Source organism: Methylorubrum sp. GM97, assembly GCF_024347855.1.
GTDB lineage: Bacteria > Pseudomonadota > Alphaproteobacteria > Rhizobiales > Beijerinckiaceae > Methylobacterium > Methylobacterium extorquens.
Window position 1 is genome coordinate 2,404,774 of the sequence record NZ_AP025942.1, and the last position, 23,083, is coordinate 2,427,856.

Here is a 23,083-nt window from a genome sequence, read left to right on the forward strand (position 1 = left end):
CGAGGGCGAGTTGTGCCTTGACTACTGCTCCAGCAGGCGCCGGGCGATGACCTGGGCCTGGATCTCGGCGGCACCCTCGAAGATCGAGAGGATGCGCGCGTCACAGAGCACGCGGCTGATCTTGTATTCCAGCGCGAAACCGTTGCCGCCGTGGATCTGCAGGGCGTTGTCGGCCGCCGCCCAGGCGACGCGGGCGCCGAGCAGCTTGGCCATGCCGGCCTCGAGATCGCAGCGCTTGCCCTCGTCCTTTTCGCGGGCGGAGAAGTAGGTGAGCTGTCGGGCGATGTTGATCTCCACCGCCATCATCGCGAGCTTGTCGGCCACGCGCGGGAACTCGACCAGCGCCTTGCCGAACTGCACCCGCTCCTCGGCGTAGCGCAGGCCGATATCGAGAGCCGACTGCGCCACGCCGATGGCGCGGGCCGCGGTCTGGATGCGGGCCGACTCGAAGGTCTGCATGAGCTGGGCGAAGCCCTTGCCCTCGATCTCGCCGAGCAGGTTGTTGGCCGGCACCGCGAAGTCCTCGAAGGAGAGTTCGTACTCCTTCATGCCGCGGTAGCCGAGCACCTCGATCTCGCCGCCCGACAGGCCCTCGACCGGGAAGGGCTGCTCGTCCGTGCCGCGGGGCTTCTCGGCGATGAGCATCGAGAGGCCGCGATGGCCCTTTTCCTCGGGCTTGGTCCGCACGAGCACGGTCATGATGTCGGCGCGCACGGGGTGGGTGATCCAGGTCTTGTTGCCCGAGATCTTCCAATGGTCGCCGTCCTTGACGGCCTTGGTGCGCAAGCTCGCGAGGTCGGAGCCCGTATTCGGCTCGGTGAAGACGGCGGTCGGCAGGATGTCGCCGGAGGCGATGCCCGGCAGGAAGCGCTGCTTCTGCTCCTCGGTGCCGCCGCACAGGATCAGCTCGGCGGCGATCTCCGAGCGGGTGCCGAGCGAGCCGACGCCGATATAGGCGCGCGACAGCTCCTCCGAGACCACGCACATCGCGGCCTTCGGCATGCCCATGCCACCGTATTCCTCGGGGATGGTGAGGCCGAACACGCCGAGTTCGGCCATCTTCTCGATGATCGACATCGGGATGTAGGCGTTCTTCAGGTGCCACTCGTGGGCCTGCTCCACCACCTCGGCCTTGCCGAAGCGGCGCATCTCGGAGCGGATCGCCTCCATGTCCTCGTCGAGGCCCGAAGCGCCGATGGTCGCCGCACCCGCGCTCGTGGCCTCGCGGATCTTGGCCACCAGCGCTGCGCGGTTGGCGGGCGTGTTGCCCTCGGCCACCATGGCGTCGATGGCCGGCGTCCGCAGGCCAGCGAGTTCGGCGGCGGTGAAGCCGAGCGCGGTCGGGCGGACCATCTCGCCCTGGCTCATCGGGATGCCGCCGAACATCTGGTCGAGATATTCGCCGACGCCGATCTTCACGAGCAGCGCTTCGGTCTCGCCGAAGCTGCCCTCGCCCTGAAGCCGCTCGGCGTAATCGGCGAGTTCGCGCACCGCCTCGCCGTAGGTGGCGAGCCAGGACAGGCCGTGGGCGGCGTGCTGCTCGCGCTCCAGCGCGCCCGCGTCGAGCTTGCCCTCGGGGCCCGTCACCCGCGCCTTCACGCGGGCGGTCGCCTCGGCGACGAGGGCCTTGGCGCCCGCGGCGGCGTCCTTGGCCAGGGCGACGAAATCGGTCGGGTCGTTGGCGGGCTGGACGGCGGGGGAAGCGGCCATGTGCGACTCTCTTCTCAGGCGCTCCGCGCCGAAGTGGCTGGCGTGACGGAGCGCGGTTCTCAGGAAACCGGTTAGATGCTTCCTTTATAGGCCCGATCGCCGGCACAATAGTGGTTTCTCATCGCCGCATCCCCCGTCTTTAGGCTGAATTCATCATACAGTTCACCGTGTTGCGCGTGTCTGGGGTCCGCTCGCCAAGCCGACTCCGGCAGCCGCCACCACCATGCCGGCGATCTGCACCGGGGTCAGCGCCTCGCCGAACATCACGTAGGCGATCGCCGCCGAAACCGGCGGCACGAGGAAGAGCAGCGAGGCGACGCCGGCCACCGCGCCGCGCCGGATCAGCGCCAGCAGCAGCAGGATGCCGCCGACCGAGTTGACGAGGACCGACCACGCCATGCCGAGGCCGAGCGGCAGGCTCGGGCTCAGATGCGTCTCGCCGGCGATCAGAGCGAGCGGGACCGCGAAGGCGGTGCCGCCGATGAATTGCAGGCAGGCATTGGTGACGAGGTCGGCGCCCGCGCCCCTGCGCTTCTGCCAAAGCGTGCCCGCCGTCATCGCCAGCATCGCGGCGAGGCACACCGCGAGCGCCTCCAGCGGGATGCCGGCGGCATCGACCGCCCCGAGCTTCGGCGCGAGCACCAGCCCCGCGCCGAGGAAGCCGAGCCCGATGCCGGCCCAGCGTCGGGGCGCGACCCGCTCGCCGAGCAGCGGCTGCGAGGCGGCCGCGGTGAGCAGCGGCTGGAGGCTGCCGACCAGCGCCGCGATGCCGGCGGGCAGGCCGCGATGCACCGACCAGAACACCCCGGCGACATAGATGCCCTGCATCAGCACGCCCGCGACCATCCCGTCGCGCCAGCCGGCGGCGTTGCGCGGCCAGCGGGCGCGTAGGACGCCGGCAATGCCGGCCAGGACGAGCGAGACCAGGGCCAGCCGCAGGGCGACGAAGGCCAGCGGCTCGGCATAGGGCGCCACGTAGCGGGCGGCGACGAAGCCGCTCGCCCAGATCAAGACGAAGGCGGCCGGGATCAGGCTGGAGAGAAGGCTCGACATGGCGCCCGGCAGGCAGCACGCAACCGACCTCATGGCAATCGGAGAAACCTGAGGGCGGCCATGCTTGGCTCGCGCCCGAGATTGACGCGCACCGTTCATTGGCCCGTATGGAGCGGCCCGCCTCGACTCAGCCGAAGAAGCCATCTCCTCCCTTGAGCCGATTCAAGAAGATCCTCGACGTGACGGGCATCGCCGCGCAGCGCTTCGTCGCCCATGATGGCTGGGCGATCGCCAGCCACATCGCGCTGTCGATGCTGACCTCGCTGTTTCCGTTCCTGATTCTGCTCGCGGCGCTCGCCGGCCTGATCGGCAGCAAGTCACTGGCGGACGAGGCCGGCACGCTGATCTTCGACGCGGTGCCGCGGGAGGTGGCCAAACCTATCGTTGGCGAGGTGCACCGCCTGCTCACCGAGCAGCGCGGCGGCGTGCTGACCCTCGGCGCGCTGCTGGCGCTCTACTTCTCGTCCTCCGGGGTCGAGTCGCTGCGGGTCGGGCTCAACCGCGCCTACGGCATCCGCGAGGCGCGGCCGTGGTGGCTCACCCGGCTCGAATCGATCGGCTACGTCGTCTGCGGCGCCCTCGCGATGCTGGCCTTCGCGCTGCTCGTGGTGCTCGGACCGCTGATCTGGCGCCAGCTCGTCTTCGTCGCGCCAGGGCTGGAGCCGCTGGCGCTCACCGTCGCCATTGGCCGCATCGGCGTCACCGCCTTCCTGATCGCGCTGGTGCTGGTGATCGCGCATAAATTCGTCGCGGCCGGGCGCCGGCCGGTGCTGTCGGTGCTGCCGGGCATCGTCGTGACGCTGTGCCTGTGGTTCCTCGCCGGCCTCGGCTTCGGCTACTATCTCGACCGCTTCTCGAACGCCTACGCCTCGACCTACGGGGGCCTCGCCACGGCGATGATCTTCCTCGTGTTCCTCTACTGGCTCGCGGCGATGTTCCTGTTCGGCGGCGAGATCAACGGCACGGTCATCGCGGCGCGGCGTCAGCGGCTTCAGGCACGGATGCGGGCGCGTCAGGCGGAGGCGGTGCGGGTGAGCGCGAATCCGCTGCCGTGAACTCGCCCATCAGCTTGCGCTCGCGGGCCAGTTCCGCGAGCCGCTCGATGCGGATGCCGTGCGGCGGCAGGTCGATCACGAAGCGTTCGGCCATCTCGCCCAGGACGAAATCGGGGCGGACGGCGTCGAGATAGTGCCAGTCGATCCCCGTCGACCACAGGAAATGCACCTCGCGAAAGGTGTCGGCGAAGAGCGCGGTGAGCGTCGCGACCGGGCTGTGGGGGGTGTGCTGCGCGTAAGAGTCGCCGAAGATCACGAGGCGGCGCGGATCGGCCCCCGGATCGTCGTTGCGGAACACCGCATGCGCGCCGAGATGGGCATCGCCGCCGCGCCCGAGCGCCTCCATCTCCAAGAGCAGGCCGTTGGCATGGATGCGCCGGGCCTCGCTTGCGATCGCGCTGCCTTCCGCCGATTCCGAACGGTGGGGCATGAACTTGAGGCCGAGATCACCCGTGAAGGGGAGGGCGATGCGCTCGCGCCGGGCCTCGATGTCGTCGCGCGGGGGCACGCCCATCCGCGCCAGGATCGTGCGGTAGGCCAGCACGCAGCCTTGATGCGTCCAGTGGGTATCGGTGCGCAGGTAGAGCGGTGGGCCGTCCTTCGCCGCGCGAAAGGCGCCGGTGAGATCGACCCAGGCGCGGGCGCCCGGCGAGGCGGTGAGCCAGCGGGCGAGGCGGAGTGCCGGGGCGCGGGCCGAGTTGAAGGCGAGCCCCTCGGCCCATTCGGGATAGACGGTGAGCTTTTCCGGGGCGAGGGCGTGGAAATAGGTCGCGCCGAGCCGGGCACAGCGCCGCATCCGGGTCTCGATGATCCGCCGCCAGCGCCACAGCGTCCGCCGCGAGACGCCCGGCCGGCCATATTGTTCCAGCACCCGGTTGTTGCCGCGGATCAGGAACAGCCAGCCGTCCCGGCCCTCGTACACGTCGGCGGCCGGGTCGGGGGCGGAGGTCATGGGGTGGTTCTAGCGGGGCGGACGCCAGGCGCCAAACCCTCCCCCCTCTGCGGGGGAGGGTGCCCGCTTCAGCGGGCGGGAGAGGGGAGCGACGCTTCCGGACAGTGCGGAGCCGGCCCCTCACCCGACCCCCTTCGGGGGCCACCCTCTCCCGCAGAGGGGAGAGGGGTTTTACCGTGAGGGTCTTATCCGCCGAACAGCCGCTTGAGGCCGGCCAGCAAACCGCCGCTACGTGCGGGCTCCGCCGAAGCCGTCACAGACGCGGTCGGCGCCGGAGCGACCTTGCTCGACGCAACGACCCTCTGCACGAGGCCGAGCGCGGCCGTGTCGGTGGTCTCACGGTCGATCAGGATTAGGCTGCCGGTGTCGCGGTTCTCGGCATAGGAATCGACCGCGATCTGCCGGTCGAGGGTCAGCGTCACGTCGCCGATGTCGTTGACCGCGAGCTTGTCGGCCGGACCGGCCTGTCCGGTCTCCGGATCGATCCGGCGATGCACCGCCTTCACCACCGCGTTGACGGTCTGCGTGCCGACCTTCGCCCATAGGTTGGCGCCGGGGACGAGATCGGATTCGGCGGCCCAGAACAGGCGCACGTCGAGGCTGTCGGTCAGCGTCAGCGGCGCGTCCGAGGTCGCGATCACCGCGCCGCGCGAGGCATCGACTTCGTCGGCCAGCACCAGCGTCACCGACTGGCCCTCGCTCGCCCGTTCCAGATCGCCGTCGGCGGTGAAGATGCGGGCGATCGTCGAGGTCTTGCCGGAAGGCGCGACGGTGACGGCATCGCCCGGCGCGACGGAGCCCGAGGCGATCAGCCCCGAGAAGCCGCGGAAGTCGGAATTCGGACGGTTCACCCACTGCACCGGCATGCGGAAGGCGGCGGCGCGCTCCTCCGACTTCACCGGCACCTCTTCGAGATAGCGCAGCAGCGGAACGTCCGTGTACCAAGTCGCGGCGGTGCCCGGCAGGACGACGTTGTCGCCGTTCTTAGCCGAGAGCGGGATCGCCCGCACCTCGGTGAAGTTCAGCGGCGCGGCAAAGGCCTGGAAGCCGGAGACGATCGCCTCGAACTTGTCCTGCGACCAGCCGACGAGGTCCATCTTGTTGATGGCGAGCGCGACGCGGCGGATGCCGAGCAGCGAGACCAGCAGCGCGTGGCGCCGGCTCTGGCGGGTCAGCCCGTGGCGGGCGTCCACCAGGATCACGGCGAGGTCGGCGGTCGAGGCGCCGGTCGCCATGTTGCGGGTGTACTGCTCGTGGCCGGGGGTGTCGGCGACGATGAAGGAGCGCCGGTCGGTCGAGAAGAAGCGGTAGGCGACATCGATGGTGATGCCCTGCTCGCGCTCGGCCTGAAGCCCGTCGACCAGCAGCGCGAGATCGACCTCGCCGCCCTGCGTGCCGTGCTTGCGCGAATCGCGCTGGAGCGCCGTCACCTGATCGTCGAAGATCTGCTTGGTGTCGTGCAGGAGCCGCCCGATCAGGGTGGACTTGCCGTCATCGACCGAGCCGCAGGTGATGAAGCGCAGCACTTCCTTGTTCTGGTGCTGACGCAGGAAGGCGTCGTAGCCGAACGCTTCCGGAGACTGATGGATGGTCATCAGAAATAGCCCTCCTGCTTCTTGCGCTCCATGGCGCCGGCGCCGTCCTTGTCGATGACCCGGCCCTGGCGCTCCGAGGTGCGGGCGGCCAGCGTCTCGCCGATGATCTCCGGCAGGGTCGCGGCCGGGCTCTCGACCGCCCCGGTCAGCGGGTAGCAGCCGAGCGTGCGGAACCGGACCTGCCGCTGTTGCGGGGTCTCGCCCGGCTCCAGCGGAAAGCGCTCGTCATCGACCATGATGAGCTGGCCGTCGCGCTCCACCACCGGGCGCTCGGCGGCGAAGTAGAGCGGAACGATCGGAATGTTTTCCTGCTCGATGTAGAGCCAGATATCCAGTTCGGTCCAGTTGGACAGCGGGAACACGCGGAAGCTCTCGCCGCGCCGCTTCTTGAAATTGTAGAGGTGCCACGGCTCGGCGCGCTGGCGCTTCGGGTCCCAGCGGTGCTGGCCGTTGCGCAGGCTCACGATGCGCTCCTTGGCGCGGCTGGCCTCCTCGTCCCGGCGGGCGCCGCCGAAGGCCACGTCGTACTTGTACTTGTCGAGCGCCTGCCGCAGGGCCTGCGTCTTCATCACGTCGGTGTGCACTTCCGAACCGTGGCTGACCGGGCCGACGCCCTTGGCAAGCCCGTCCTGATTCGTGTGCACGATGAGTTCGAGCCCAAGCTCCTTGGCGCGCCGATCGCGGAAGGCGATCATCTCGCGGAACTTCCAGGTCGTGTCGATGTGCATCAGGGGGAACGGGAGGCGCCCAGGCGCGAAGGCTTTGAGCGCCAAGTGCAGCAGCACCGACGAATCCTTGCCGATCGAGTAGAGCATCACCGGGTTCTCGGCCTCGGCGACCGCCTCCCGGAAGATGTGGATGCTCTCGGCCTCGAGACGCTGGAGATGCGTCAGGCGGGTGCGCGCGGGCGCGGCGACGGCAGCGCTCATCAGACCAGTTCCTTTCTGTGTTCGCGTGAGGTCGCGGCGCTGGCCGGCTCCTCGAAGGCGGCGGCCTCCTGTCCGGGCGCCACGTCACCTTCCGGCCTGTGCAGGTGCAGGCCGCACTCTTTCTTGGATTCCTGCTCCCACCACCAACGGCCGGCCCGCTCGTCCTCGCCGACCTTCACGGCGCGGGTGCAGGGCGCGCAGCCGATCGAGGGAAAGCCGCGGTCGTGCAGGGCGTTGTAGGGAATGAAGTTCTCGCGCACGAAGCGATCGACGTCGGCGCGCGACCAGTCGGCGAGCGGGTTGACCTTGATCAAACCGCGGCCCTCGTCGGCCTCCGCCAGCGGCGTGTCCGCGCGGTTGGCGGATTGCCCGGCGCGCAGCCCCGTGAACCACGCCGCCGCGCCGGTGAGCGCCCGGCCCAGCGGCTCGACCTTGCGGAAGCCGCAGCAGGCCTGCCGCGCGGCCACCGAGTGGCGGAAGCCGTTGATGCCTTCGCGCGCGACGAACTCCTCCTCGGCCACCCGCTCCGGCGCATAGGCGCGGATGCGGATGCCGTAGGCGGCCTCCGTCTCGGTCCAGACGTCGTAGGTCTCGGGGTAGAGCCGGCCGGTATCGAGGGTGACGATCTCGGTGCGGCCCTTGTTCAGGGCGAGCGCGTGCGTGAGCGCCTGATCCTCGATGCCGAGGCTGGTGGTGAAGACGAGCCGGCCCGGGATGCGGTCCTCGACGAGGCGGATGCGCCCCCGGAGGTCCAGCCCCGCCATGGCTTCGGCGAGGTCCCCGGCCGCTCGGACGAGAGCAGCGGTCATGTGCGTAAAATCGGATTGCCTGCTTGTCGGAGCTCTGAAATGTTCGCTATAACGAACGATGTCAAGGCGCCGGGGCCCTTGCGGTGCTTTCGCGCACGCAATCCTCCGCTGCGCCGCGAACGAGCCTGCAACGGCCGCCGCGGCGGATTGTTGCCCAATTAGAAAAGAATCTTCTCAACGAGGCGCCCGATCGGGCGCGTCGCCCGGCTTTCCGGGCGACGCCCTCGTGAGACCATCCTCGCCACAAACTCCGGAGAGGCCCCCTTGGACTCGATCGACCTGAAGATCCTCGCGCTCCTGCAGAAGGACGCCACGCTCTCCATCGCCGCCATCGGCGAGCAGGTCGGGCTGTCGCAGACCCCGTGCTGGAAGCGGATTCAGCGCCTTGAAGCCGACGGCGTGATCGACCGGCGCGTGGCCGTGCTCGACCCGGTGAAGCTGGGGCTCGGCCTCACCGTCTTCGTCTCCATCGAGACCGCCGACCATTCCAAGGACTGGCTCGAGCAATTCGCCGACCGGATCGCGGCGATGCCGGAGGTGCTCGAATTCTACCGCATGGCCGGCGACGTCGATTACATGCTCCGCGTCGTCGTGGCCGACATGGCGGCCTACGACACGTTCTATAAGAACCTGATCGCGACCCTGCCTCTCAAGAACGTGACCTCGCGCTTCGCCATGGAAAAGGTGAAGTCGACGACCGCCCTGCCGTTGCCGGCGCCGCCCCCGCGGGGACGAGCCGAGCCGCGGCTGGCAGTGGTCGGAGAATAAACTTCCTTTTTGCAGCGCAACAGCGAATAATCTCTTCTCTCTGCGGGGCGTTCTTTAAAACGGACGTTTCGACGTTGACAGCGGCGCTCCGGCGGACGACATGGCACCCACAATGTCCAGGCAAGCACTTCTCCCCCGCACGGCTCCCTTCGGCGATCAGGAGCGGGCCCATCTCGACGCGGCGCTCGGCGCGGCGACGCCGATCCAGCGCGCGTGGCTGACGGGCTTCCTCGCCGGTCTCGACGCGGCCGCCGGCCAGCCCGCGACCGCAGCCGCCGCGCCGGCCGCACCCCCGAAGGCGGCCGAGCCGCTGACGATCCTGTTCGCGTCCGAATCGGGCAATTCCGAAAAGCTCGCGGGCGATGTGAGCAAGCTTGCGCGCAAGCAGGGCTTCAAGCCGAAGGTCGTGGATTTCGCCGATCTCGATCTGGCCACCCTGCCGAAGGCCGGCAAGCTCATCGCCATCGCCGCGACCTGGGGCGAGGGCGAGCCGCCCGCCCGCGCGGTGCGGGCCTATGGCGAACTGATGTCCGATGCCGCGCCGCGCCTCGACGGCCTCGCCTTCGGCGTGCTGGCGCTGGGCGACACCAGCTACGCGGAGTTCTGCGCGATCGGGAAGGCGCTCGACGCGCGCTTCGAGGCGCTCGGCGCCAAGCGTGCTTACGACCGCGCCGATCTCGACCTCGATTTCGAGAAGCCGGCCGCCGAGTGGATCAAGGGGACGCTGAAGGCGCTGGCGCCGGCGGAAGCGCCGGCCGACAACGTCGTGGCGGTCGATTTCCGCGCCGGAGCCGAGGACGAGGACGGCGAGGTCAGCCGCGAGCCGGCCGTGGTCGAGGTGATCGACCACGTGAACCTCAACTCCTCGCGCTCCGACAAGGAGACGATCCACCTCGCCCTCGAATTCGAGGATGGGGCGCCGGCCTACGAGCCCGGCGATTCGCTCGAGATCTTCCCGGAAAACGACCCGCAGCTCGTGGACGAGATTTTGCGCGCGACGGGCCTCAGCGGTGACGAAGGTCTTCGCAAGGCGCTGCTCGCCGAGCGCGACATCACCACGCTCTCGCCCACCACGGTCGAGCGCTTCGCCAAGGCGACCGGGCACGCCGACGCGCAAAAGTTCGTCGAGAGCGGTGAGGTCAAGGCCTGGATCGAGGGGCGGCACCTGATCGACCTGATCGAGCGCTTCCCCACCACGCTGACGGCGGACCATCTCAACAGCGTGACCCGGCCGCTGCCGCCGCGGGCCTATTCCATCGCCTCCTCGCGCAAGGAAGTCGGCGACGAGGTGCATCTCACCATCGCCGCCGTGCGCTACGAAACCCACGGCCGCGCCCGCGCCGGCGTCGCCTCGGTGCATGTCGCCGACCGCATCAAGAACGGCGCCAAGCTGCGGGTGCGGGTGAAGCCGAACAAGCATTTCCGCCTGCCCTCCGACCCGTCGACCGACATCATCATGGTCGGCCCCGGCACCGGCGTCGCGCCGTTCCGCGCCTTCGTGCAGGAGCGCCGCGCCACCGAGGCCCCCGGCCGCTCCTGGCTGTTCTTCGGCGACCGCCACTTCACCCACGATTTCCTGTACCAGCTCGAATGGCAGGACGCGCTGGAGGACGGCTCGCTGGCCAAGATCGACGTCGCCTTCTCCCGCGACCAGCCGGAGAAGATCTACGTGCAGGATCGGATCGACGCACATGCCGCCGAGGTGGTGGAATGGCTCGACGGCGGCGCCCATTTCTACGTCTGCGGCGATGCCAAGAACATGGCCAAGGATGTGCGCGCCGCCGTGGTGCGCGCCTTCGAGAGCGTGAAGGGCCTCAGCAGCGCCGACGCCGAGGCGCATGTCGCTTCGCTGGAACGCGCCCGGCGCTACCAGCAGGACGTTTACTGAGAGCATGCCGTAAGCCCTCTCCCCTCTGCGGGAGAGGGTGGCCCCGGAGGGGGTCGGGTGAGGGGAACCCGGCTTCCGGAGATTTCGCGGCGGGCGCGGCCAAGCTGCACCGTCGCTCCCCTCTCCCGCCTCGCATCCGCGAGGCACCCTCCCTCGCATAGGGGGGAGAGTCGAAGATATCGGATCACCGCCATGGACGACCACAAGCCGATCGAAACCCCAGACGGCCCCGCCGTGGACACGCCCGGCATCGGCGCGCGACGCTACGAGACGCCGCCGACCGAGCTTCCGATCACGGAGGCCGAGGCCGCGCGGGCCGCCGGGCTCGCCCATAACGAGCACCTGAAGATCGCCAGCGGCTACCTGCGCGGCGGGCTCGCCGACGGGCTCCTCAAGCACGCCACCGGCGCGATCTCCGAGGATGACGGCCAGCTCGTCAAGTTCCACGGCATGTACATGCAGGACGACCGGGACATCCGGGCGGAGCGCACCAAGAAGAAGCTCGAGAAGGCCTACAGCTTCATGATCCGCCTGCGCATCGCGGGCGGCGTCGTGACGCCCAAGCAGTGGCTGATCCTCGACAACATCGCCACGACCTATGCCGGCAGCGCGCTGCGGGCGACGACCCGGCAGACGTTCCAGTATCACGGGGTCATCAAGTCGAACCTCAAGCGGACCATGGCGGCGATCGACTCGGCGCTGCTCGACACCATCGCCGCCTGCGGTGACGTGAACCGCAACGTCATGGCCGCGACCAACCCGGCCCAGGCCGGCGCCCACAAGATCGCGCTCCAGCTCGCCAAGGACATCTCCGACACCCTGCTGCCGAAGACCGGCGCGTGGCGCGAGATCTGGCTCGACGGCGAGCGCGTGGTTGGCGGCGAGGACGCGGCCGAGGTCGAGCCGGTCTACGGCAAGACCTACCTGCCGCGGAAGTTCAAGACCGTGGTCGCGGTGCCGCCCTCCAACGAGGTCGACATCTTCGCCCACGACCTCGGCTTCATCGCCATCCTCGACAAGAAGAATCGGGTCACCGGCTGGAACGTCACCGTCGGCGGCGGCATGGGCATGACCCACGGCGAGAGCGACACGTTTCCGCGCACCGCCGACGTCCTCGGCTTCGTGCAGCCCGAGGATGCGCTGAAGGCGGCGGAAGCCGTGATGACGGTCCAGCGTGACTGGGGCAACCGCAAGAACCGTAAGAACGCCCGGCTCAAATACACGATCGAGCGCTTTGGCCTCGACGCGTTCCGGGCCGAGGTCGAGAAGCGGATCGGCAAGAAGCTCGGCGCTCCGAAGCCCTTCACCTTCGACGGCAACGGCGACCGCTACGGCTGGGTCGAGGGCGAGGACGGGCGCCACCACCTGACGCTCTACGTGCCGTCCGGCCGGATCAAGGACATCGAGGGGGGCCGCAATTCCTCTCGGGCCTGCGCCGCATCGCGGAGGTGCACGAGGGCGATTTCCGGCTGACCGGCAACCAGAACGTTATCATCGCCAACGTGCCCGCGGGCAAGCGCGCGGAGATCGACGCGCTGGTCGATGAGTACGGCCTGACCCGTGGGGCTTCGGCGCTGCGCCGCAACTCCATGGCCTGCGTCGCCCTGCCGACCTGCGGTCTGGCGCTGGCCGAGAGCGAGCGCTACCTGCCCGATCTCCTCTCCGAGCTGGAGGAGAGCCTCGCCCGCCACGGGCTGCAGGACGAGCCGATCACCATCCGCTCGACCGGCTGCCCCAACGGCTGCGCCCGGCCCTTTATCTCGGAGATCGGCCTCGTCGGCCGCGGCCCCGAGCGCTACCACCTCTATCTCGGCGCCGCCTTCGACGGCTCCCGGCTGAGCAAGCTCTACCGTGAGGACGTCACCGCCTCCGAGATCAAGGGCACCCTGGACCCGCTCTTCGCCGCCTATGCCAAGGACCGGCAGCCCGGCGAGCACTTCGGGGATTTCGTGATCCGCGCCGGCTTCGTGGCCAAGACCAGCAACGGGCCGGACTTCCACGAGCGCACGGGGCCGCTGCGGGCCGCCTGACCGGCCCGATGCTCGACCGTCAGGGACGGCCCGGTCCTTCCGAGCCGTCCCTGAGCCCGAGCCTCACCATGAGACCCGGGCCGTCATGAGCGCCTGGAAGGGTTCGCCCACCGCCACCAGCACGTTGCTGGCGCCCGAGGACGGGTAATAGGTCTCATCGAGGACGTTCTTGAGGTTGAGCTGAAGCGCGGCCGGGAGGCCGTTCACGCTGGTGCGGTAGCTCAGGAAGGCATCGCACACGACGTAATCGGGCAGCGTGAAGCTGTTGGCCGCGTCGCCCGGCCGCTCCCCGACGTAGCGCGAGCCCCATCCCAGTTCGAGGAAGCCGTCGCCCAGGCTCAGCGACCCCAGGCTTGTGGCCTGGGCTACGAGCCCGATCTGATGCGTGACGAAGAGCGACGCGGTCGTCCGCGGCGTGTTGAGCAGCCGGTTTCCGGCCAGCGTCGGATCCTCGGTGACCATGGCGTCGGTGAACCCATAGCTCGCGATCACCGACCAGTCCGGCGCGATCTGCCCCGCCACGTCGAGCTCGAAGCCGCGCGAGCGCGCCTTGCCGGCGGTGGTCGCCGTGCGGGTGCCGTTCACCACCTGGGTGACGAGCACGTTGGTCTTCTCGGTGTCGAAGACCGCGCCGGTCACGAGCAAGCCGGCCCCCAACTCGGCCTTGATGCCGACCTCGTACGCGTCGCCTTCCTCCGGCAGGAGTGGCCCGGTGCGGTCGAGGTCGGTCACGTTCGGGCGGAAGGACTGGGTGTAGCTGCCGTAGACCGAGAAGTGAGGGGCAATCCTGTAGACGAGGCCCGCACGCGGCAGCGGCTTGATCCCGTCGATATCCGTCGAGACGACGGCCGGGACCCCGGCATAGGCGAGCTGATCGTAGAACTGGGCGCTCGCCCCGGCCACCAGGATGAGCCCATCGGTCAGATGGATCGAGTCCTGAAGGTAGAGGCTCGTGTTGATCAGGCGGTCGCGATTGTTGCTTGCCGGAAGCGACAGCCGGTCGGTGGCGCCGAGCCGGCCGTAGACGGGATTGAAGACATTGAAGCCGCCCTGGTTGGCGCCGCGGTAGCTCTCCCGGCGATAGTAATCGACCCGCTCGTGCATCGCACCGAGCAGCAGGCCGTGGCGCAGGCCCAGCGCCTCGAACCGGCCGACCAGATCCACGCGGGCGACCTGGGCGTTGAAATCGGCGCCGCGGGTCGCGTCGGCCCGGCGGGTGAGCAGGCCGGTGGCCGGATTGTAGGAGGTCGGGCGAATCTGGTTGTCGTCGTAGGTCAGATTGCTGGCGCTGAAGCCGACATTCACCTTCCAGTCGTCGTCGAAGCGGTGTTCGAGATCGAGGCTGCCGAGATGACTCATCGCCTCGACGCGGCTCACGGCCTCGTCGAAGCGCCGCTCCCGCGGAACCCGCAGGGGACGGCCGGTGCGGGGATCGAAGGTCGTGCCTCGGTCGAACGGGATGTTGTAGTGGGCGAACTCGTAGCCGACCGTGACGGTGGTGGCATCACCCCGCCATGTCAGCGAGGGCGCCGCGACCTGGCGGCGGATCGTGCCGAAGTTGCGCCAGTAATCGTAGTCCTGCACGTCGCCCACGATCCGGTAGGCGAGGTTGGTCCCCTCGATCGGGCCGGTCAGATCCGGCTGGATGATCGCGCCGCCGAAGCTCGTCGCCGTGACGTCGAGGCTGTTCTGCGGCGTGAAGAGCGGCCGTTTCGATACGAGGTTGATCAGGCCGCCGGGCTCCGAAATGCCGTAGAGGAGCGAGGCCGGTCCCTTGAGCACTTCGACCCGCTCGATGCTGTGGCTGAAGTTCTGCTGGAGAACCGTGCGGCGTCCGTCCCGCAGGATCGAGCTGTCGCGGGTGGTTCCGAAGCCGCGGCGGACCACGCCCTCCTGCGTGCCGCCGAGGCTGTTGGTCTGGGCGATGCCGCTGACGTTGCGAAGGGCCTCGTCCAGGCTGAGCACCCGCTGGTCGCGCAGGACGGCCTGGGAGACGACGGCGATGTTGGCCGGGGTGTCGAGCAGCGGCGTCTCGGTGCCGGTCCCGAAGCTGCTGCGCCGCGGCTGGTAGCCGACCGCGGCACTGCCGTCGCCGGTCACGGTGAGTTCGTCGAGCGTGACGTCGGCCCCGTGCTCCTGAGCCCGCGCGTCGCGACCGGAGGCCATGAGACTTGTGGTCGAAAGCAGCAGCAACAGCGTAGCTGCGGTGCGCCGGCGCTGTACGAGGACGCACGAAATCCGCATCGGGCCGGTCTCTTCTCTGATGGAGTCCGGCCCGTCACTTGATGGTTTCGTGTATAAATCAAATGATATCTTTTATAACTTTTCCAGATCTACGAACTAACTCTGCAGTTCATGAAGTATGTTTCAAATATGTATTGATGTGCATGGTGTAAGAGCAGTCAAATGCCGCCGGTGGTGGTCGCCACCGTTTCGAAGCCCGAGCCCGCCTGAGCGGGCTGTCTTTCATGGCCGGACAGGCGCCTGACTTGCCGGTGGCCTGCGGGGACCGCGTGGCTCAGCCCCCGCCGTCCCGACGGAGATCGCCCGGATTTGGTGTAATCCGCAGCGGGTGAGCTTCAGGCCGGCACCACCGCGACGTTGTCGATGAGCCGCGTCGTGCCGAGATAGGCCGCCACCAGCACCCGCGCCTCCCGGTCGGCTCGTGCCACGGGCTGGAGCGTGTGCGCGTCGCGCACCTCAAGATACTGCACCGGGCCGAACCCCGCCGCCTCCAGCGCCACGATGCCCTCGGTGACGAGCGGGGCCGCCTCCGCGCCGCGGGCGAGGCGCTCGGCGATGTCGGCGAGCACCGCGTGCAGGCGCGGCGCGATTTGCCGCTCACGCGGATCGAGGTAGCGGTTGCGTGAGGAGAGCGCGAGGCCGTCCGCCTCGCGCAGGGTCGGAACGCCCTCGATCGTCACGGCCAGGTCGAGGTCGCGGATGACCGAGCGGATCACCTGCAATTGCTGGAAATCCTTCTCGCCGAACAGGGCGATGTCGGGCCGCACTTGGTTGATGAGCTTGGTCACGACGGTGGCGACGCCGGCGAAATGGCCGGGCCGGACGGTGCCGCACAGGCCCTCCGCTGCGGGGCCGGGCTCGATGCGGGTGGAGAAGCCCGTCGGGTACATGGTCTCGACGGAGGGGAGCCAGGCCGCGTCGGCGCCGGCCTGGGCGAGCAGCGCGAGGTCGGTCTCGGTGTCGCGCGGATAGCGCGAAAAGTCCTCGTTCGGGCCGAACTGGGTCGGGTTCACGAAGATGCTGACGATGGCCCGGCGGCCGATCGCCTTGGCATGCGCCACCAGGGCGAGATGGCCCGCATGCAGCGCGCCCATGGTCGGCACCAGCACGATCCGGTCGCCGCCCTTCCGCCACGCATCGACCTGCGCACGCAGAGCCTCAAGGGTGTCGAAGCGGAGGGTCGTGTCGGACATGGGACGGCTCGGTGCAGGGAAACGCGCCGCAGAGGTAAGCGCCCCCGCCGCCGGATGCCAGCGGGGCGAGCCGCGTCACGGGCAATAGCGCAAGGGCCGGTCGAACGGGTCGTCGTAGCCGGGGCCGGGGCGGAAGCCGTAATAGCTCGGCTTACCCAGCCCGTATTCCGAGCCGACATAGCTCGGGTCGTACGGCGCATTGGTCGGCACCGGCACGACGCGGGGGGCGCAGCCGACGAGACGACGGGGTAGGGCGCGGGGTGGCCGGTCCCCCTCGGCGTCACCGTCGCCCCGAGGGAAGAAGCGCGGGGCCGAGGGCGCCCCCACGGGCGGGCCGGGCTCGAACACCGGCAGGTCGGCCGCGAAGACGGGGCTGCCGAGGAGGCCGGAAAAGGCGAGGAGAGCGCCGCGCACCCGCTGCCGACCGGCCGTCATTGCATCACTCTCCCGCTCCGTTGCACGATGCCTTGCAGCTTATGGTGAACGGAACGTTATCGCGCGGCGCCCTCACGTCCGCGGATAGACGATGACGGAGAGATAGGTCATCGGCGTCTTGATGAGCTTGGCCGGGCCGTGCAGGCCGTTCGAATCGAACATCAGCGCGTCGCCGGGCGCCAAGTGATAGTCCTGGCCCGAGTGGTGATAGATCACCTCGCCGGTCAGCATGTAGATGAATTCCGTGCCGACATGGCGGAAGCTCGTATAGGCCTCGGCCTCGTCCTGCAGGGTGATGAGATAGGGCTCCACCACGACGTCGCCGCGGATGCCGGCGCCGAGCAACTCGTAGAGATGCCCGACCTTGGTGCCGCGCCGCTCGATCGGCACGCCCTGTCCGCGCTTCACGTAGCTGCAGTCACGGGTCTCCTCGAAGGCGGCGAAGAGGGCGGTGATCGGCACGTTGAGGGCCGAGGCGATCGCGTTGATCGAAGCGAGCGAGGGCGAGATCGCTCCGTTCTCGATCTTGGAGATCATGCCCGGTGAGATGCCGGCCGCGCTGCCGAGGTCGGCCACCGACAGGTCGCGCTCCCGCCGCAGTAGGCGGACCTGATGGCCGAGCGCCTTTTCCAGGGGGCGCTCCTCCGCGACGGGCGCGTTCGACGCTGTGTTCAGCATGGATCCTTGGCTGCTCCTTCCGCCGTCCCGGCGCGAAACGATTATGGTGCAGGATTTCGAAGCCGCCACCGGGAACGGCCGTTACAAGAGCGCAAGTGCTCGGCCGTGCCAGCTTTTCCACCGATGGACATCGTCGGGAGATGGCGGAGCCGAAGTCACTGTTCCGGCCCGTGTTAGCCTCTGGTGCCGAGATTCCGAGCGATCGCAGGCTCGAAGTAGCACGTTCCGCATCGATGCCGGCTGTCACGGCTTTCCGTATCCGTCGCCCCGATCCGACGTGACGTCACCCGGCCGGCAGACGAGGCGCGATCCGATACCGAAAAAGGGCCGGCGCTGTCCGCGCCGACCCCTCACAAAACCGTCCTTGATCAGAAACCTAGAACGGGATGTCGTCGTCGAGGTCGTAGTTCGGCTTGGCGCCGCCACCCGAGGAGGGCCGGCGATCGCCGCCGCCGCCGCCGCCACCGGAGCGGCTCGAGCCGTAATCGTCGCGCCCACCGCGGTCGCCGCCGCGATCACTACCCCGGTCGCCGCCGCGGCTGATCTGGCCGCCGCCGTCGTCCTCGCCCGCGAAGTCGCCGCCGCCACCGCCGCCACGGCCGTCGAGAATCGTCATCTCGCCGCGGAAACGCTGGAGCACCACTTCGGTGGTGTACTTCTCCGCGCCCGATTGGTCGGTCCACTTGCGGGTCTGAAGCTGGCCCTCGATGTAGACCTTCGAGCCCTTGCGCAGATACTGCTCCGCCACCTTGGCGAGGTTGTCGTTGTAGATCACGACCGAGTGCCACTCGGTCTTTTCCTTGCGCTCGCCCGACGCCTTGTCCTTCCAGGACTCCGACGTCGCGATGCGCAGGTTCACCACGGGGTCGCCCGAGGACAGACGCCGGGTCTCGGGATCGCGCCCGAGATTGCCGACCAGAATCACCTTGTTGACGCTGCCCGCCATCTCATCTCTCCATCCGGTCCGATCTCACAGGGCATTGTACGTCACGCCCGCGATGGCCGCGACTCTTGAGCGTGCCGCCTCGTCTCGGCAAGCCGTCCGCGGCCTTTGTGCACGCTAACCACCGAGTGCCGTGGCCAGTGTAAATGTTCTATCTCTGTTCTCGTTGCCCGACAAGCGGGTTTCCGGCGCGGAAGCCCAGGGAACCGAGACTCTCTGCGTAGGCGGGCGCGGGCCTCAGGCGACCTTCACGACGAGCTTGCCGAAATTGGCGCCCCGCAGCATTCCGGCGAAGGCGGCCGGCGCGTTTTCCAGGCCCTCGACCACGTCCTCGCGCGCCTTGACCCGCCCGGCACGCAGCCAGCCGCCGACGTCGCGCACGAAATCGCCCTGCATCGCGGCAAAATCCCAGACGATGAAGCCGCGCAAGGTCAGCCGCTTGGTGAGGATGGCGCGCATCAGCACCGGCGAGCGGTCGGGCCCGGCGGGGAGTTCGCTCAGATTGTAGCCCGCGACGAGGCCGCAGACCGGCACCCGCGCGAAGTCGTTGAGGAGCGGCAGCACCGCGTCGAACACCGCCCCGCCGACATTCTCGAAATACACGTCGATCCCGTCGGGGCAGGCGCGGGCCAGCGCGTCGGGGAAGTCGGCGGCGCGGTGGTCGACCGCCGCGTCGAAGCCGAGGGTCTCGGTCAGGTAGGCGCATTTCTCCGCGCCCCCGGCGATGCCGACGGCCCGCGCGCCCTTGATGCGGGCGATCTGGCCGACGAGGGAGCCGACCGGCCCCGCGGCGGCGGCCACCACTACGGTTTCCTTCGGCTGCGGCCGGCCGATCTCCAGAAGCCCGGTATAGGCGGTCATGCCGGGCATGCCGAGGATTCCGAGGAACTGGCTCGGCGGCCCGTCGGCGGGGTCGATGCGCTGCAGATTCTTGCCGTCCGAGACGGCGAATTCCTGCCAGCCGGCATTGGCCAGCACGAGATCGCCCTCGGCGAAGGCTGGATTCTCCGAGACGACCACCTCGCTGACCGTCTGGCCGACCATGGTCTCGCCGATCTCGACCGGCTTGGCGTAGGATTTCGCCGCACTCATCCGCCCGCGCATGTAGGGGTCGAGGGAGAGCCAGCGGGTCCGAAGCAGCACCTCGCCCTGTTGCGGCGTGGGCGTGCGCCCCTCTTCCAGGCGAAAATGTTCGGGCTTCGGCTCGCCGTGTGGGCGCGCGGCCAGCACGATCCGACGGTTGACGACTGCCATGGAGCCCTCCGGGGTTCGTTCGGGTGGAACCGGGCAGATGGGTCGCGCGCTGGTTCCGGCAATGCATGGCGGTACAACTGTGGAGGTTCGCGATGGCGTGGAAGACGGCGGCTATGACCGCGGCGATGTTGGCAGTGGCTGGGTCCGCCGGAGCGGCCGGGGGCGATCCGCTCTCGGGCTATCGCTGGAAATCGCGGGTGCTGGTGCTGGCCGCGCCGGATGGCGATGACGCGCAGCTGAAGGCGCAGCGGCAGGCGCTGGCATCGGGGCGGACGGGCGCGTCCGAGCGCGATCTCGTCACGGTCGAGGCGGTGGGAAAGGGGGCGGAGGCCTCCGCCCTGCGTCGGCATCTCGGCCTTCCGGACAACGCTTTCCGGGCAGTGCTCGTCGGCAAGGACGGCGGCGCCAAGCTGACCTCGGAGGAGCCGATCCCGCCGCAGCGCCTGTTTTCCACCATCGACGCCATGCCGATGCGGCAGGACGAGGCGAAGCAGCGCTGACCCGCACAAGAAAAAGGGGCCGCGAGCGGCCCCTTCCTTGTCGTCGATACGATCAGTAGCAGCGTTCGACTAGGACGCGGCGGTAGCCGTAGGGCGTCCAGGCCAGACGCGGGACGGTGTAGCAGCCACCACCGGCGAAATACGGGTCGTAGCCGACCGTCGTGTAGCCGTAGGGACCGCCCCAGCCGCCGTAACCACCATAGCCGCCGTAGAGGCCGCCCGCGGCGAGGCCGAGACCGAGCCCGAGACCGACGCCACCCAGGCCGATGCCGCGCCGGTAGCCCCAGCCGCCGCCCCGCCATCCGCCATATCCGCCGCGCCAGCCGCCGAAGCCGGCACCGCGGTAGAACCCGCCCCGGCCGGCAAATCCGCCGCCGAAACGCGGGCCGCCGAAGCCGCCACCGAAGCGCGGACCGCCGAACCCACCACCGCGGAAACCGCCGCCGGCGAAGCCGCCGCGGAAGCCACCGCCGCCGAATCCACCACCGCGGAAGCCGCCGCCACCGAACCCGCCGCCGCGGAAGCCACCGCCACCGAAGCCCGGACGGGCATCAGCGGTGGCCGGGATCATCATCAGCGCGCTTGCCATCACCGCCGATGCCAGAACAACCCGTTTCATCAGATCGTCTCCACCCGAGAGAGAAAAGTGCTCCCCCTGTTGGCTTTGAACGTGTGACGGGAAAAATCGGTCCCTGCGACCTCTGGTCCCAAACGTCTTGTGATGCTGCTGCGGACGACCCTGCCCGTCGTGCCGGCGGCTTGAATGCTGCCATGCTTTCGCGCGAGGAGGGCGGATACGGCCGTGCCTGCCCCGCAGGGGCCGCCCCTTCAGGAACCGCCCGCCCGTGATGCGCCGCCTTGCCGTTCCCGCTCTCGCCGCTGCCCTGGTCTCCGGCTTCGTTCTCGGGCCGCTCGCACCCGTGCCCGTCCAGGCGCAGCCGGCACCCGCCGCCAAGGGGCCGTGCCAAGCGGTCGAGTTCGAGGGGCAGCCTTACACGGTCTGCACCGTCGATCTGCGGCGCGAGCGCGTGCGGCTGTTCTGGCTCGGAACCGACGGCTTGCCCTACGGCTCGCTGTCGAGTCTCGCCGATCGGCAGGGCCCGCGCCTCAGCTTCGCGATGAATGCCGGCATGTACGACAAGGGGCAGGCCCCGGTCGGGCTCTATGTCGAGGATGGGCGCGAACTGAAGGGCGCCTCCACCGCCAACGGGCCGGGCAACTTCCACCTCAAGCCGAACGGCGTCTTCTACGTGAAGGGCGACCGGGCCGGCGTGCTCGATACCGGACGCTACCTGCGCGCCAAGCCGGCGCCCGATTTCGCCACGCAATCGGGGCCGATGCTGGTGATCGACGGCAAGATCCACCCGAAGATCTCGGCGGACGGCCCGAGCCAGAAGATCCGCAACGGCGTCGGCGTGCGCGACGGCGGACACGTCGCGGTGTTCGCCATCTCGGAGCGCCCGGTGACCTTCGGTGCCTTCGCCCGTCTGTTCAAGGACAGCTTCGGTTGCCGCAACGCCCTGTTCCTCGACGGCAGCGTCTCGAGCCTCTACGCGCCCGGCCTCGGCCGCTCCGACCTCAGCCGGCCGCTCGGGCCGCTGGTGGGGGCGGTGGGGCGGTAGGGACCAACGCCTTCCGACATCACATCCTCATCCTGAGGTACCCGCGTCAGCGGGCCTCGAAGGATCCTCCAGCCAGCCGCGCGATCCCTGGAGGATCCTTCGAGGCCGCTTCGCGGCACCTCAGGATGAGGTTCGAGAATGGAAGAAAAAAGCCCTATCGCTGCCCGAAGGCCGAGCTCTTGAACAGATCCTTGTACTGGTGCGGCTGGCTGCGCCAGTACTGCTTCGGTGCGCGCACCTGCGCCCCGAGTTCGGCCGCGGCGTGCCAGGGCCAGCGGGGATCGTAAAGCATCGCCCGGGCGAGCGAGACCGCATCGGCCTTGCCCTCGGCGAGAATGCCTTCCGCCTGGCGCGGCTCGGTGATGAGGCCGACCGCGATGGTCGTGAGCCCGGTCTCCGCCTTGATCCGCTCGGCGAAGGGCACCTGATAGCCCGGCCCGACCGGGATCTTCTGCGCCGTCGAGAGGCCGCCGGTGGAGACGTGGATGGCGGCCGCGCCGCGGCGCCCGAGGGCGCGTGCGAGTTCCACCGTCTCGTCGAGGGTCCAGCCGTCCTCGACCCAATCGGTCGCCGAGACCCGCATCCAGACCGGCTTGCCCGCCGGTACGACCTCGCGCACCGCCTCGAAGCATTCCAGCGGAAACCGCATCCGGTTCTCCAGGCTGCCGCCGTACTGGTCGTCCCGGCGGTTGGAGAGCGGCGAGAGGAACTGGTGCAGCAGATAGCCGTGGGCGCCGTGCAACTCGACGGCGTCGATGCCGAGGCGCATGGCGCGCTTGGCCGTGGCGACGAAGCCGTCGCGTACCCGCTTCAACCCGTCCGCGTCGAGGGCGTGCGGCGGCACCTCGCCCTCCGCGTGGGAGACCGCCGAGGGGGCTTCGGTCTGCCAGCCATCGACGGCGTCCGGGGCGATCTGCGCGCCGCCCTCCCAGGGCGCGCGGCTCGACGCCTTGCGGCCGGCATGGTTGATCTGGATCGCCACCGGGATCGGCGCGTAGCCGCGCACCGCGTCGAGCACGCGGGCCAGGGCCCGCTCGGTGGCGTCGTCGTAGAGGCCGAGATCGCCGGGGGAGATCCGCGCCTCGGGCGAGACCGCCGTCGCCTCTAGGGTGAGGAGCCCGGCGCCCGATTGCGCGAGCTGGCCGAGATGCATCAGGTGCCAATCGGTCGCCGCGCCGGCCAGCGCCGAGTACTGGCACATCGGCGCAATGAGGATGCGGTTCTCGAGTTCCAGGTCGTCCAGGCGCAGGGGCTCGAACAGGCGGGCGGACATCGGCAGGCTCCGGTCGCGGTGACGGCGATTGGCGGCCTATCTGGGATACGCTGCCCCCGGCCGCCAGCCCGGAACCGCGCATGGGACGCCTGAGATCCTTGTTGCAGGCTTCCCCCGGCGGTGGACTCCTCCATCTCACCCGTTGCGTAACG

19 protein-coding genes and 1 pseudogene are annotated in these 23,083 nt (G+C 69.2%); 6 read left to right on the top strand and 14 right to left on the bottom strand.

Annotated elements, in window-relative coordinates:
• Positions 1 to 21: 21 nt before the first annotated feature.
• Both MSPGM_RS11260 and MSPGM_RS11265 read right to left on the bottom strand, forming a co-directional pair.
• Positions 22 to 1,710, bottom strand: a complete 1,689-nt coding sequence (locus MSPGM_RS11260; RefSeq protein ID WP_003597210.1) for an acyl-CoA dehydrogenase family protein — start codon at positions 1,708 to 1,710, stop codon at positions 22 to 24.
• Positions 1,711 to 1,872: 162 nt separating this feature from the next.
• Positions 1,873 to 2,763 carry a DMT family transporter gene (locus MSPGM_RS11265; RefSeq protein WP_012752796.1) on the bottom strand — a complete coding sequence of 297 codons (891 nt, stop codon included), beginning with the start codon at positions 2,761 to 2,763 and terminating at the stop codon, positions 1,873 to 1,875.
• Between the two features lie 107 nt (positions 2,764 to 2,870).
• Here MSPGM_RS11265 and MSPGM_RS11270 point away from each other — a divergent pair, with 107 nt between their 5' ends.
• The gene (locus MSPGM_RS11270; RefSeq protein ID WP_012253683.1) at positions 2,871 to 3,818 is read left to right on the top strand and encodes a YihY/virulence factor BrkB family protein; all 948 of its coding nucleotides are present in this window, start codon (positions 2,871 to 2,873) and stop codon (positions 3,816 to 3,818) included.
• Here MSPGM_RS11270 and MSPGM_RS11275 read toward each other — a convergent pair.
• From MSPGM_RS11275 to MSPGM_RS11290, 4 genes are all read right to left on the bottom strand, one after another.
• Positions 3,730 to 4,770 carry an alginate O-acetyltransferase AlgX-related protein gene (locus MSPGM_RS11275; protein ID WP_003606416.1) on the bottom strand — a complete coding sequence of 347 codons (1,041 nt, stop codon included), beginning with the start codon at positions 4,768 to 4,770 and terminating at the stop codon, positions 3,730 to 3,732. The two genes, MSPGM_RS11270 and MSPGM_RS11275, sit on opposite strands and share 89 nt — an antisense overlap.
• 185 nt (positions 4,771 to 4,955) lie before the next feature.
• Positions 4,956 to 6,365, bottom strand: coding sequence for a sulfate adenylyltransferase subunit CysN (gene cysN / locus MSPGM_RS11280; protein WP_003606415.1), 1,410 nt, complete (start codon positions 6,363 to 6,365; stop codon positions 4,956 to 4,958).
• Complete coding sequence (gene cysD, locus MSPGM_RS11285) at positions 6,365 to 7,294, bottom strand: sulfate adenylyltransferase subunit CysD (protein ID WP_003606413.1); 930 nt, start codon at positions 7,292 to 7,294, stop codon at positions 6,365 to 6,367. The genes cysN and cysD overlap by 1 nt, the downstream gene beginning before the upstream one ends.
• On the bottom strand, positions 7,294 to 8,103 hold the full coding sequence (locus tag MSPGM_RS11290; RefSeq protein ID WP_012752798.1) for a phosphoadenylyl-sulfate reductase: 810 nt from the start codon (positions 8,101 to 8,103) through the stop codon (positions 7,294 to 7,296). Before MSPGM_RS11290 ends, cysD begins: the two co-directional genes overlap by 1 nt.
• A 264-nt stretch (positions 8,104 to 8,367) precedes the next feature.
• Between MSPGM_RS11290 and MSPGM_RS11295 the strand changes: the two genes are divergently transcribed.
• The 3 genes and pseudogenes from MSPGM_RS11295 to MSPGM_RS11305 all read left to right on the top strand — a co-directional run bounded on the left by MSPGM_RS11295 (position 8,368) and on the right by MSPGM_RS11305 (position 12,789).
• Positions 8,368 to 8,871, top strand: coding sequence for an Lrp/AsnC family transcriptional regulator (locus MSPGM_RS11295; RefSeq protein WP_003603570.1), 504 nt, complete (start codon positions 8,368 to 8,370; stop codon positions 8,869 to 8,871).
• A 112-nt stretch (positions 8,872 to 8,983) separates the two neighbouring features.
• A complete protein-coding gene (locus MSPGM_RS11300; RefSeq protein ID WP_012752799.1) occupies positions 8,984 to 10,759 on the top strand; it encodes a sulfite reductase flavoprotein subunit alpha in 1,776 nt (591 codons plus the stop codon).
• Positions 10,760 to 10,951: 192 nt separating this feature from the next.
• Positions 10,952 to 12,789, top strand: a pseudogene (locus MSPGM_RS11305) (NADPH-dependent assimilatory sulfite reductase hemoprotein subunit).
• 63 nt (positions 12,790 to 12,852) lie between these two features.
• On the opposite strand, the gene MSPGM_RS11310 reads toward MSPGM_RS11305, so the two are convergent.
• The 6 genes from MSPGM_RS11310 to MSPGM_RS11335 all read right to left on the bottom strand — a co-directional run bounded on the left by MSPGM_RS11310 (position 12,853) and on the right by MSPGM_RS11335 (position 19,536).
• A complete protein-coding gene (locus MSPGM_RS11310; protein ID WP_261926377.1) occupies positions 12,853 to 14,955 on the bottom strand; it encodes a TonB-dependent siderophore receptor in 2,103 nt (700 codons plus the stop codon).
• Between the two features lie 413 nt (positions 14,956 to 15,368).
• Positions 15,369 to 16,226, bottom strand: a complete 858-nt coding sequence (gene panC / locus MSPGM_RS11315; protein WP_003603576.1) for a pantoate--beta-alanine ligase — start codon at positions 16,224 to 16,226, stop codon at positions 15,369 to 15,371.
• Between the two features lie 75 nt (positions 16,227 to 16,301).
• Positions 16,302 to 16,661, bottom strand: coding sequence for a hypothetical protein (locus MSPGM_RS11320; protein ID WP_003603577.1), 360 nt, complete (start codon positions 16,659 to 16,661; stop codon positions 16,302 to 16,304).
• Between the two features lie 72 nt (positions 16,662 to 16,733).
• Positions 16,734 to 17,339 (bottom strand): helix-turn-helix domain-containing protein, encoded by a 606-nt coding sequence (locus MSPGM_RS11325; RefSeq protein ID WP_003603578.1) that lies wholly within the window; start codon positions 17,337 to 17,339, stop codon positions 16,734 to 16,736.
• Positions 17,340 to 17,715: 376 nt separating this feature from the next.
• A complete protein-coding gene (ssb, locus tag MSPGM_RS11330; RefSeq protein WP_003603579.1) occupies positions 17,716 to 18,285 on the bottom strand; it encodes a single-stranded DNA-binding protein in 570 nt (189 codons plus the stop codon).
• A gap of 234 nt (positions 18,286 to 18,519) precedes the next feature.
• On the bottom strand, positions 18,520 to 19,536 hold the full coding sequence (locus MSPGM_RS11335; protein ID WP_003603580.1) for an NADP-dependent oxidoreductase: 1,017 nt from the start codon (positions 19,534 to 19,536) through the stop codon (positions 18,520 to 18,522).
• Positions 19,537 to 19,628: 92 nt separating this feature from the next.
• Between MSPGM_RS11335 and MSPGM_RS11340 the strand changes: the two genes are divergently transcribed.
• The gene (locus MSPGM_RS11340) at positions 19,629 to 20,036 is read left to right on the top strand and encodes a DUF4174 domain-containing protein (protein WP_003603581.1); all 408 of its coding nucleotides are present in this window, start codon (positions 19,629 to 19,631) and stop codon (positions 20,034 to 20,036) included.
• A gap of 52 nt (positions 20,037 to 20,088) precedes the next feature.
• Here the strand turns inward: MSPGM_RS11340 and MSPGM_RS11345 are convergent, their stop codons facing one another.
• A complete protein-coding gene (locus tag MSPGM_RS11345) occupies positions 20,089 to 20,655 on the bottom strand; it encodes a hypothetical protein (protein ID WP_012253696.1) in 567 nt (188 codons plus the stop codon).
• A gap of 229 nt (positions 20,656 to 20,884) precedes the next feature.
• On the opposite strand from MSPGM_RS11345, the gene MSPGM_RS11350 reads away from it, so the two are divergent.
• Entirely contained in the window at positions 20,885 to 21,658 is a 774-nt protein-coding gene (locus MSPGM_RS11350) for a phosphodiester glycosidase family protein (protein ID WP_003604644.1), read from the top strand.
• A gap of 154 nt (positions 21,659 to 21,812) precedes the next feature.
• Here MSPGM_RS11350 and MSPGM_RS11355 read toward each other — a convergent pair whose 3' ends face one another.
• A complete protein-coding gene (locus tag MSPGM_RS11355) occupies positions 21,813 to 22,931 on the bottom strand; it encodes an NADH:flavin oxidoreductase/NADH oxidase (protein WP_003604643.1) in 1,119 nt (372 codons plus the stop codon).
• Positions 22,932 to 23,083: the final 152 nt, after the last annotated feature.

Bases quoted from the DNA above. Each gene is read 5' to 3' on its own strand.
- MSPGM_RS11260 (WP_003597210.1), bottom strand. From the start codon at position 1,710: ATGGCCGCTTCCCCCGCCGTCCAGCCCGCCAACGACCCGACCGATTTC.
- MSPGM_RS11265 (WP_012752796.1), bottom strand. From the start codon at position 2,763: ATGTCGAGCCTTCTCTCCAGCCTGATCCCGGCCGCCTTCGTCTTGATC.
- MSPGM_RS11270 (WP_012253683.1), top strand. From the start codon at position 2,871: ATGGAGCGGCCCGCCTCGACTCAGCCGAAGAAGCCATCTCCTCCCTTG.
- MSPGM_RS11275 (WP_003606416.1), bottom strand. From the start codon at position 4,770: ATGACCTCCGCCCCCGACCCGGCCGCCGACGTGTACGAGGGCCGGGAC.
- cysN (WP_003606415.1), bottom strand. From the start codon at position 6,365: ATGACCATCCATCAGTCTCCGGAAGCGTTCGGCTACGACGCCTTCCTG.
- cysD (WP_003606413.1), bottom strand. From the start codon at position 7,294: ATGAGCGCTGCCGTCGCCGCGCCCGCGCGCACCCGCCTGACGCATCTC.
- MSPGM_RS11290 (WP_012752798.1), bottom strand. From the start codon at position 8,103: ATGACCGCTGCTCTCGTCCGAGCGGCCGGGGACCTCGCCGAAGCCATG.
- MSPGM_RS11300 (WP_012752799.1), top strand. From the start codon at position 8,984: ATGTCCAGGCAAGCACTTCTCCCCCGCACGGCTCCCTTCGGCGATCAG.
- MSPGM_RS11310 (WP_261926377.1), bottom strand. From the start codon at position 14,955: ATGGCCTCCGGTCGCGACGCGCGGGCTCAGGAGCACGGGGCCGACGTC.
- panC (WP_003603576.1), bottom strand. From the start codon at position 16,226: ATGTCCGACACGACCCTCCGCTTCGACACCCTTGAGGCTCTGCGTGCG.
- MSPGM_RS11320 (WP_003603577.1), bottom strand. From the start codon at position 16,661: ATGACGGCCGGTCGGCAGCGGGTGCGCGGCGCTCTCCTCGCCTTTTCC.
- MSPGM_RS11325 (WP_003603578.1), bottom strand. From the start codon at position 17,339: ATGCTGAACACAGCGTCGAACGCGCCCGTCGCGGAGGAGCGCCCCCTG.
- ssb (WP_003603579.1), bottom strand. From the start codon at position 18,285: ATGGCGGGCAGCGTCAACAAGGTGATTCTGGTCGGCAATCTCGGGCGC.
- MSPGM_RS11335 (WP_003603580.1), bottom strand. From the start codon at position 19,536: ATGGCAGTCGTCAACCGTCGGATCGTGCTGGCCGCGCGCCCACACGGC.
- MSPGM_RS11340 (WP_003603581.1), top strand. From the start codon at position 19,629: ATGGCGTGGAAGACGGCGGCTATGACCGCGGCGATGTTGGCAGTGGCT.
- MSPGM_RS11345 (WP_012253696.1), bottom strand. From the start codon at position 20,655: ATGAAACGGGTTGTTCTGGCATCGGCGGTGATGGCAAGCGCGCTGATG.
- MSPGM_RS11350 (WP_003604644.1), top strand. From the start codon at position 20,885: ATGCGCCGCCTTGCCGTTCCCGCTCTCGCCGCTGCCCTGGTCTCCGGC.
- MSPGM_RS11355 (WP_003604643.1), bottom strand. From the start codon at position 22,931: ATGTCCGCCCGCCTGTTCGAGCCCCTGCGCCTGGACGACCTGGAACTC.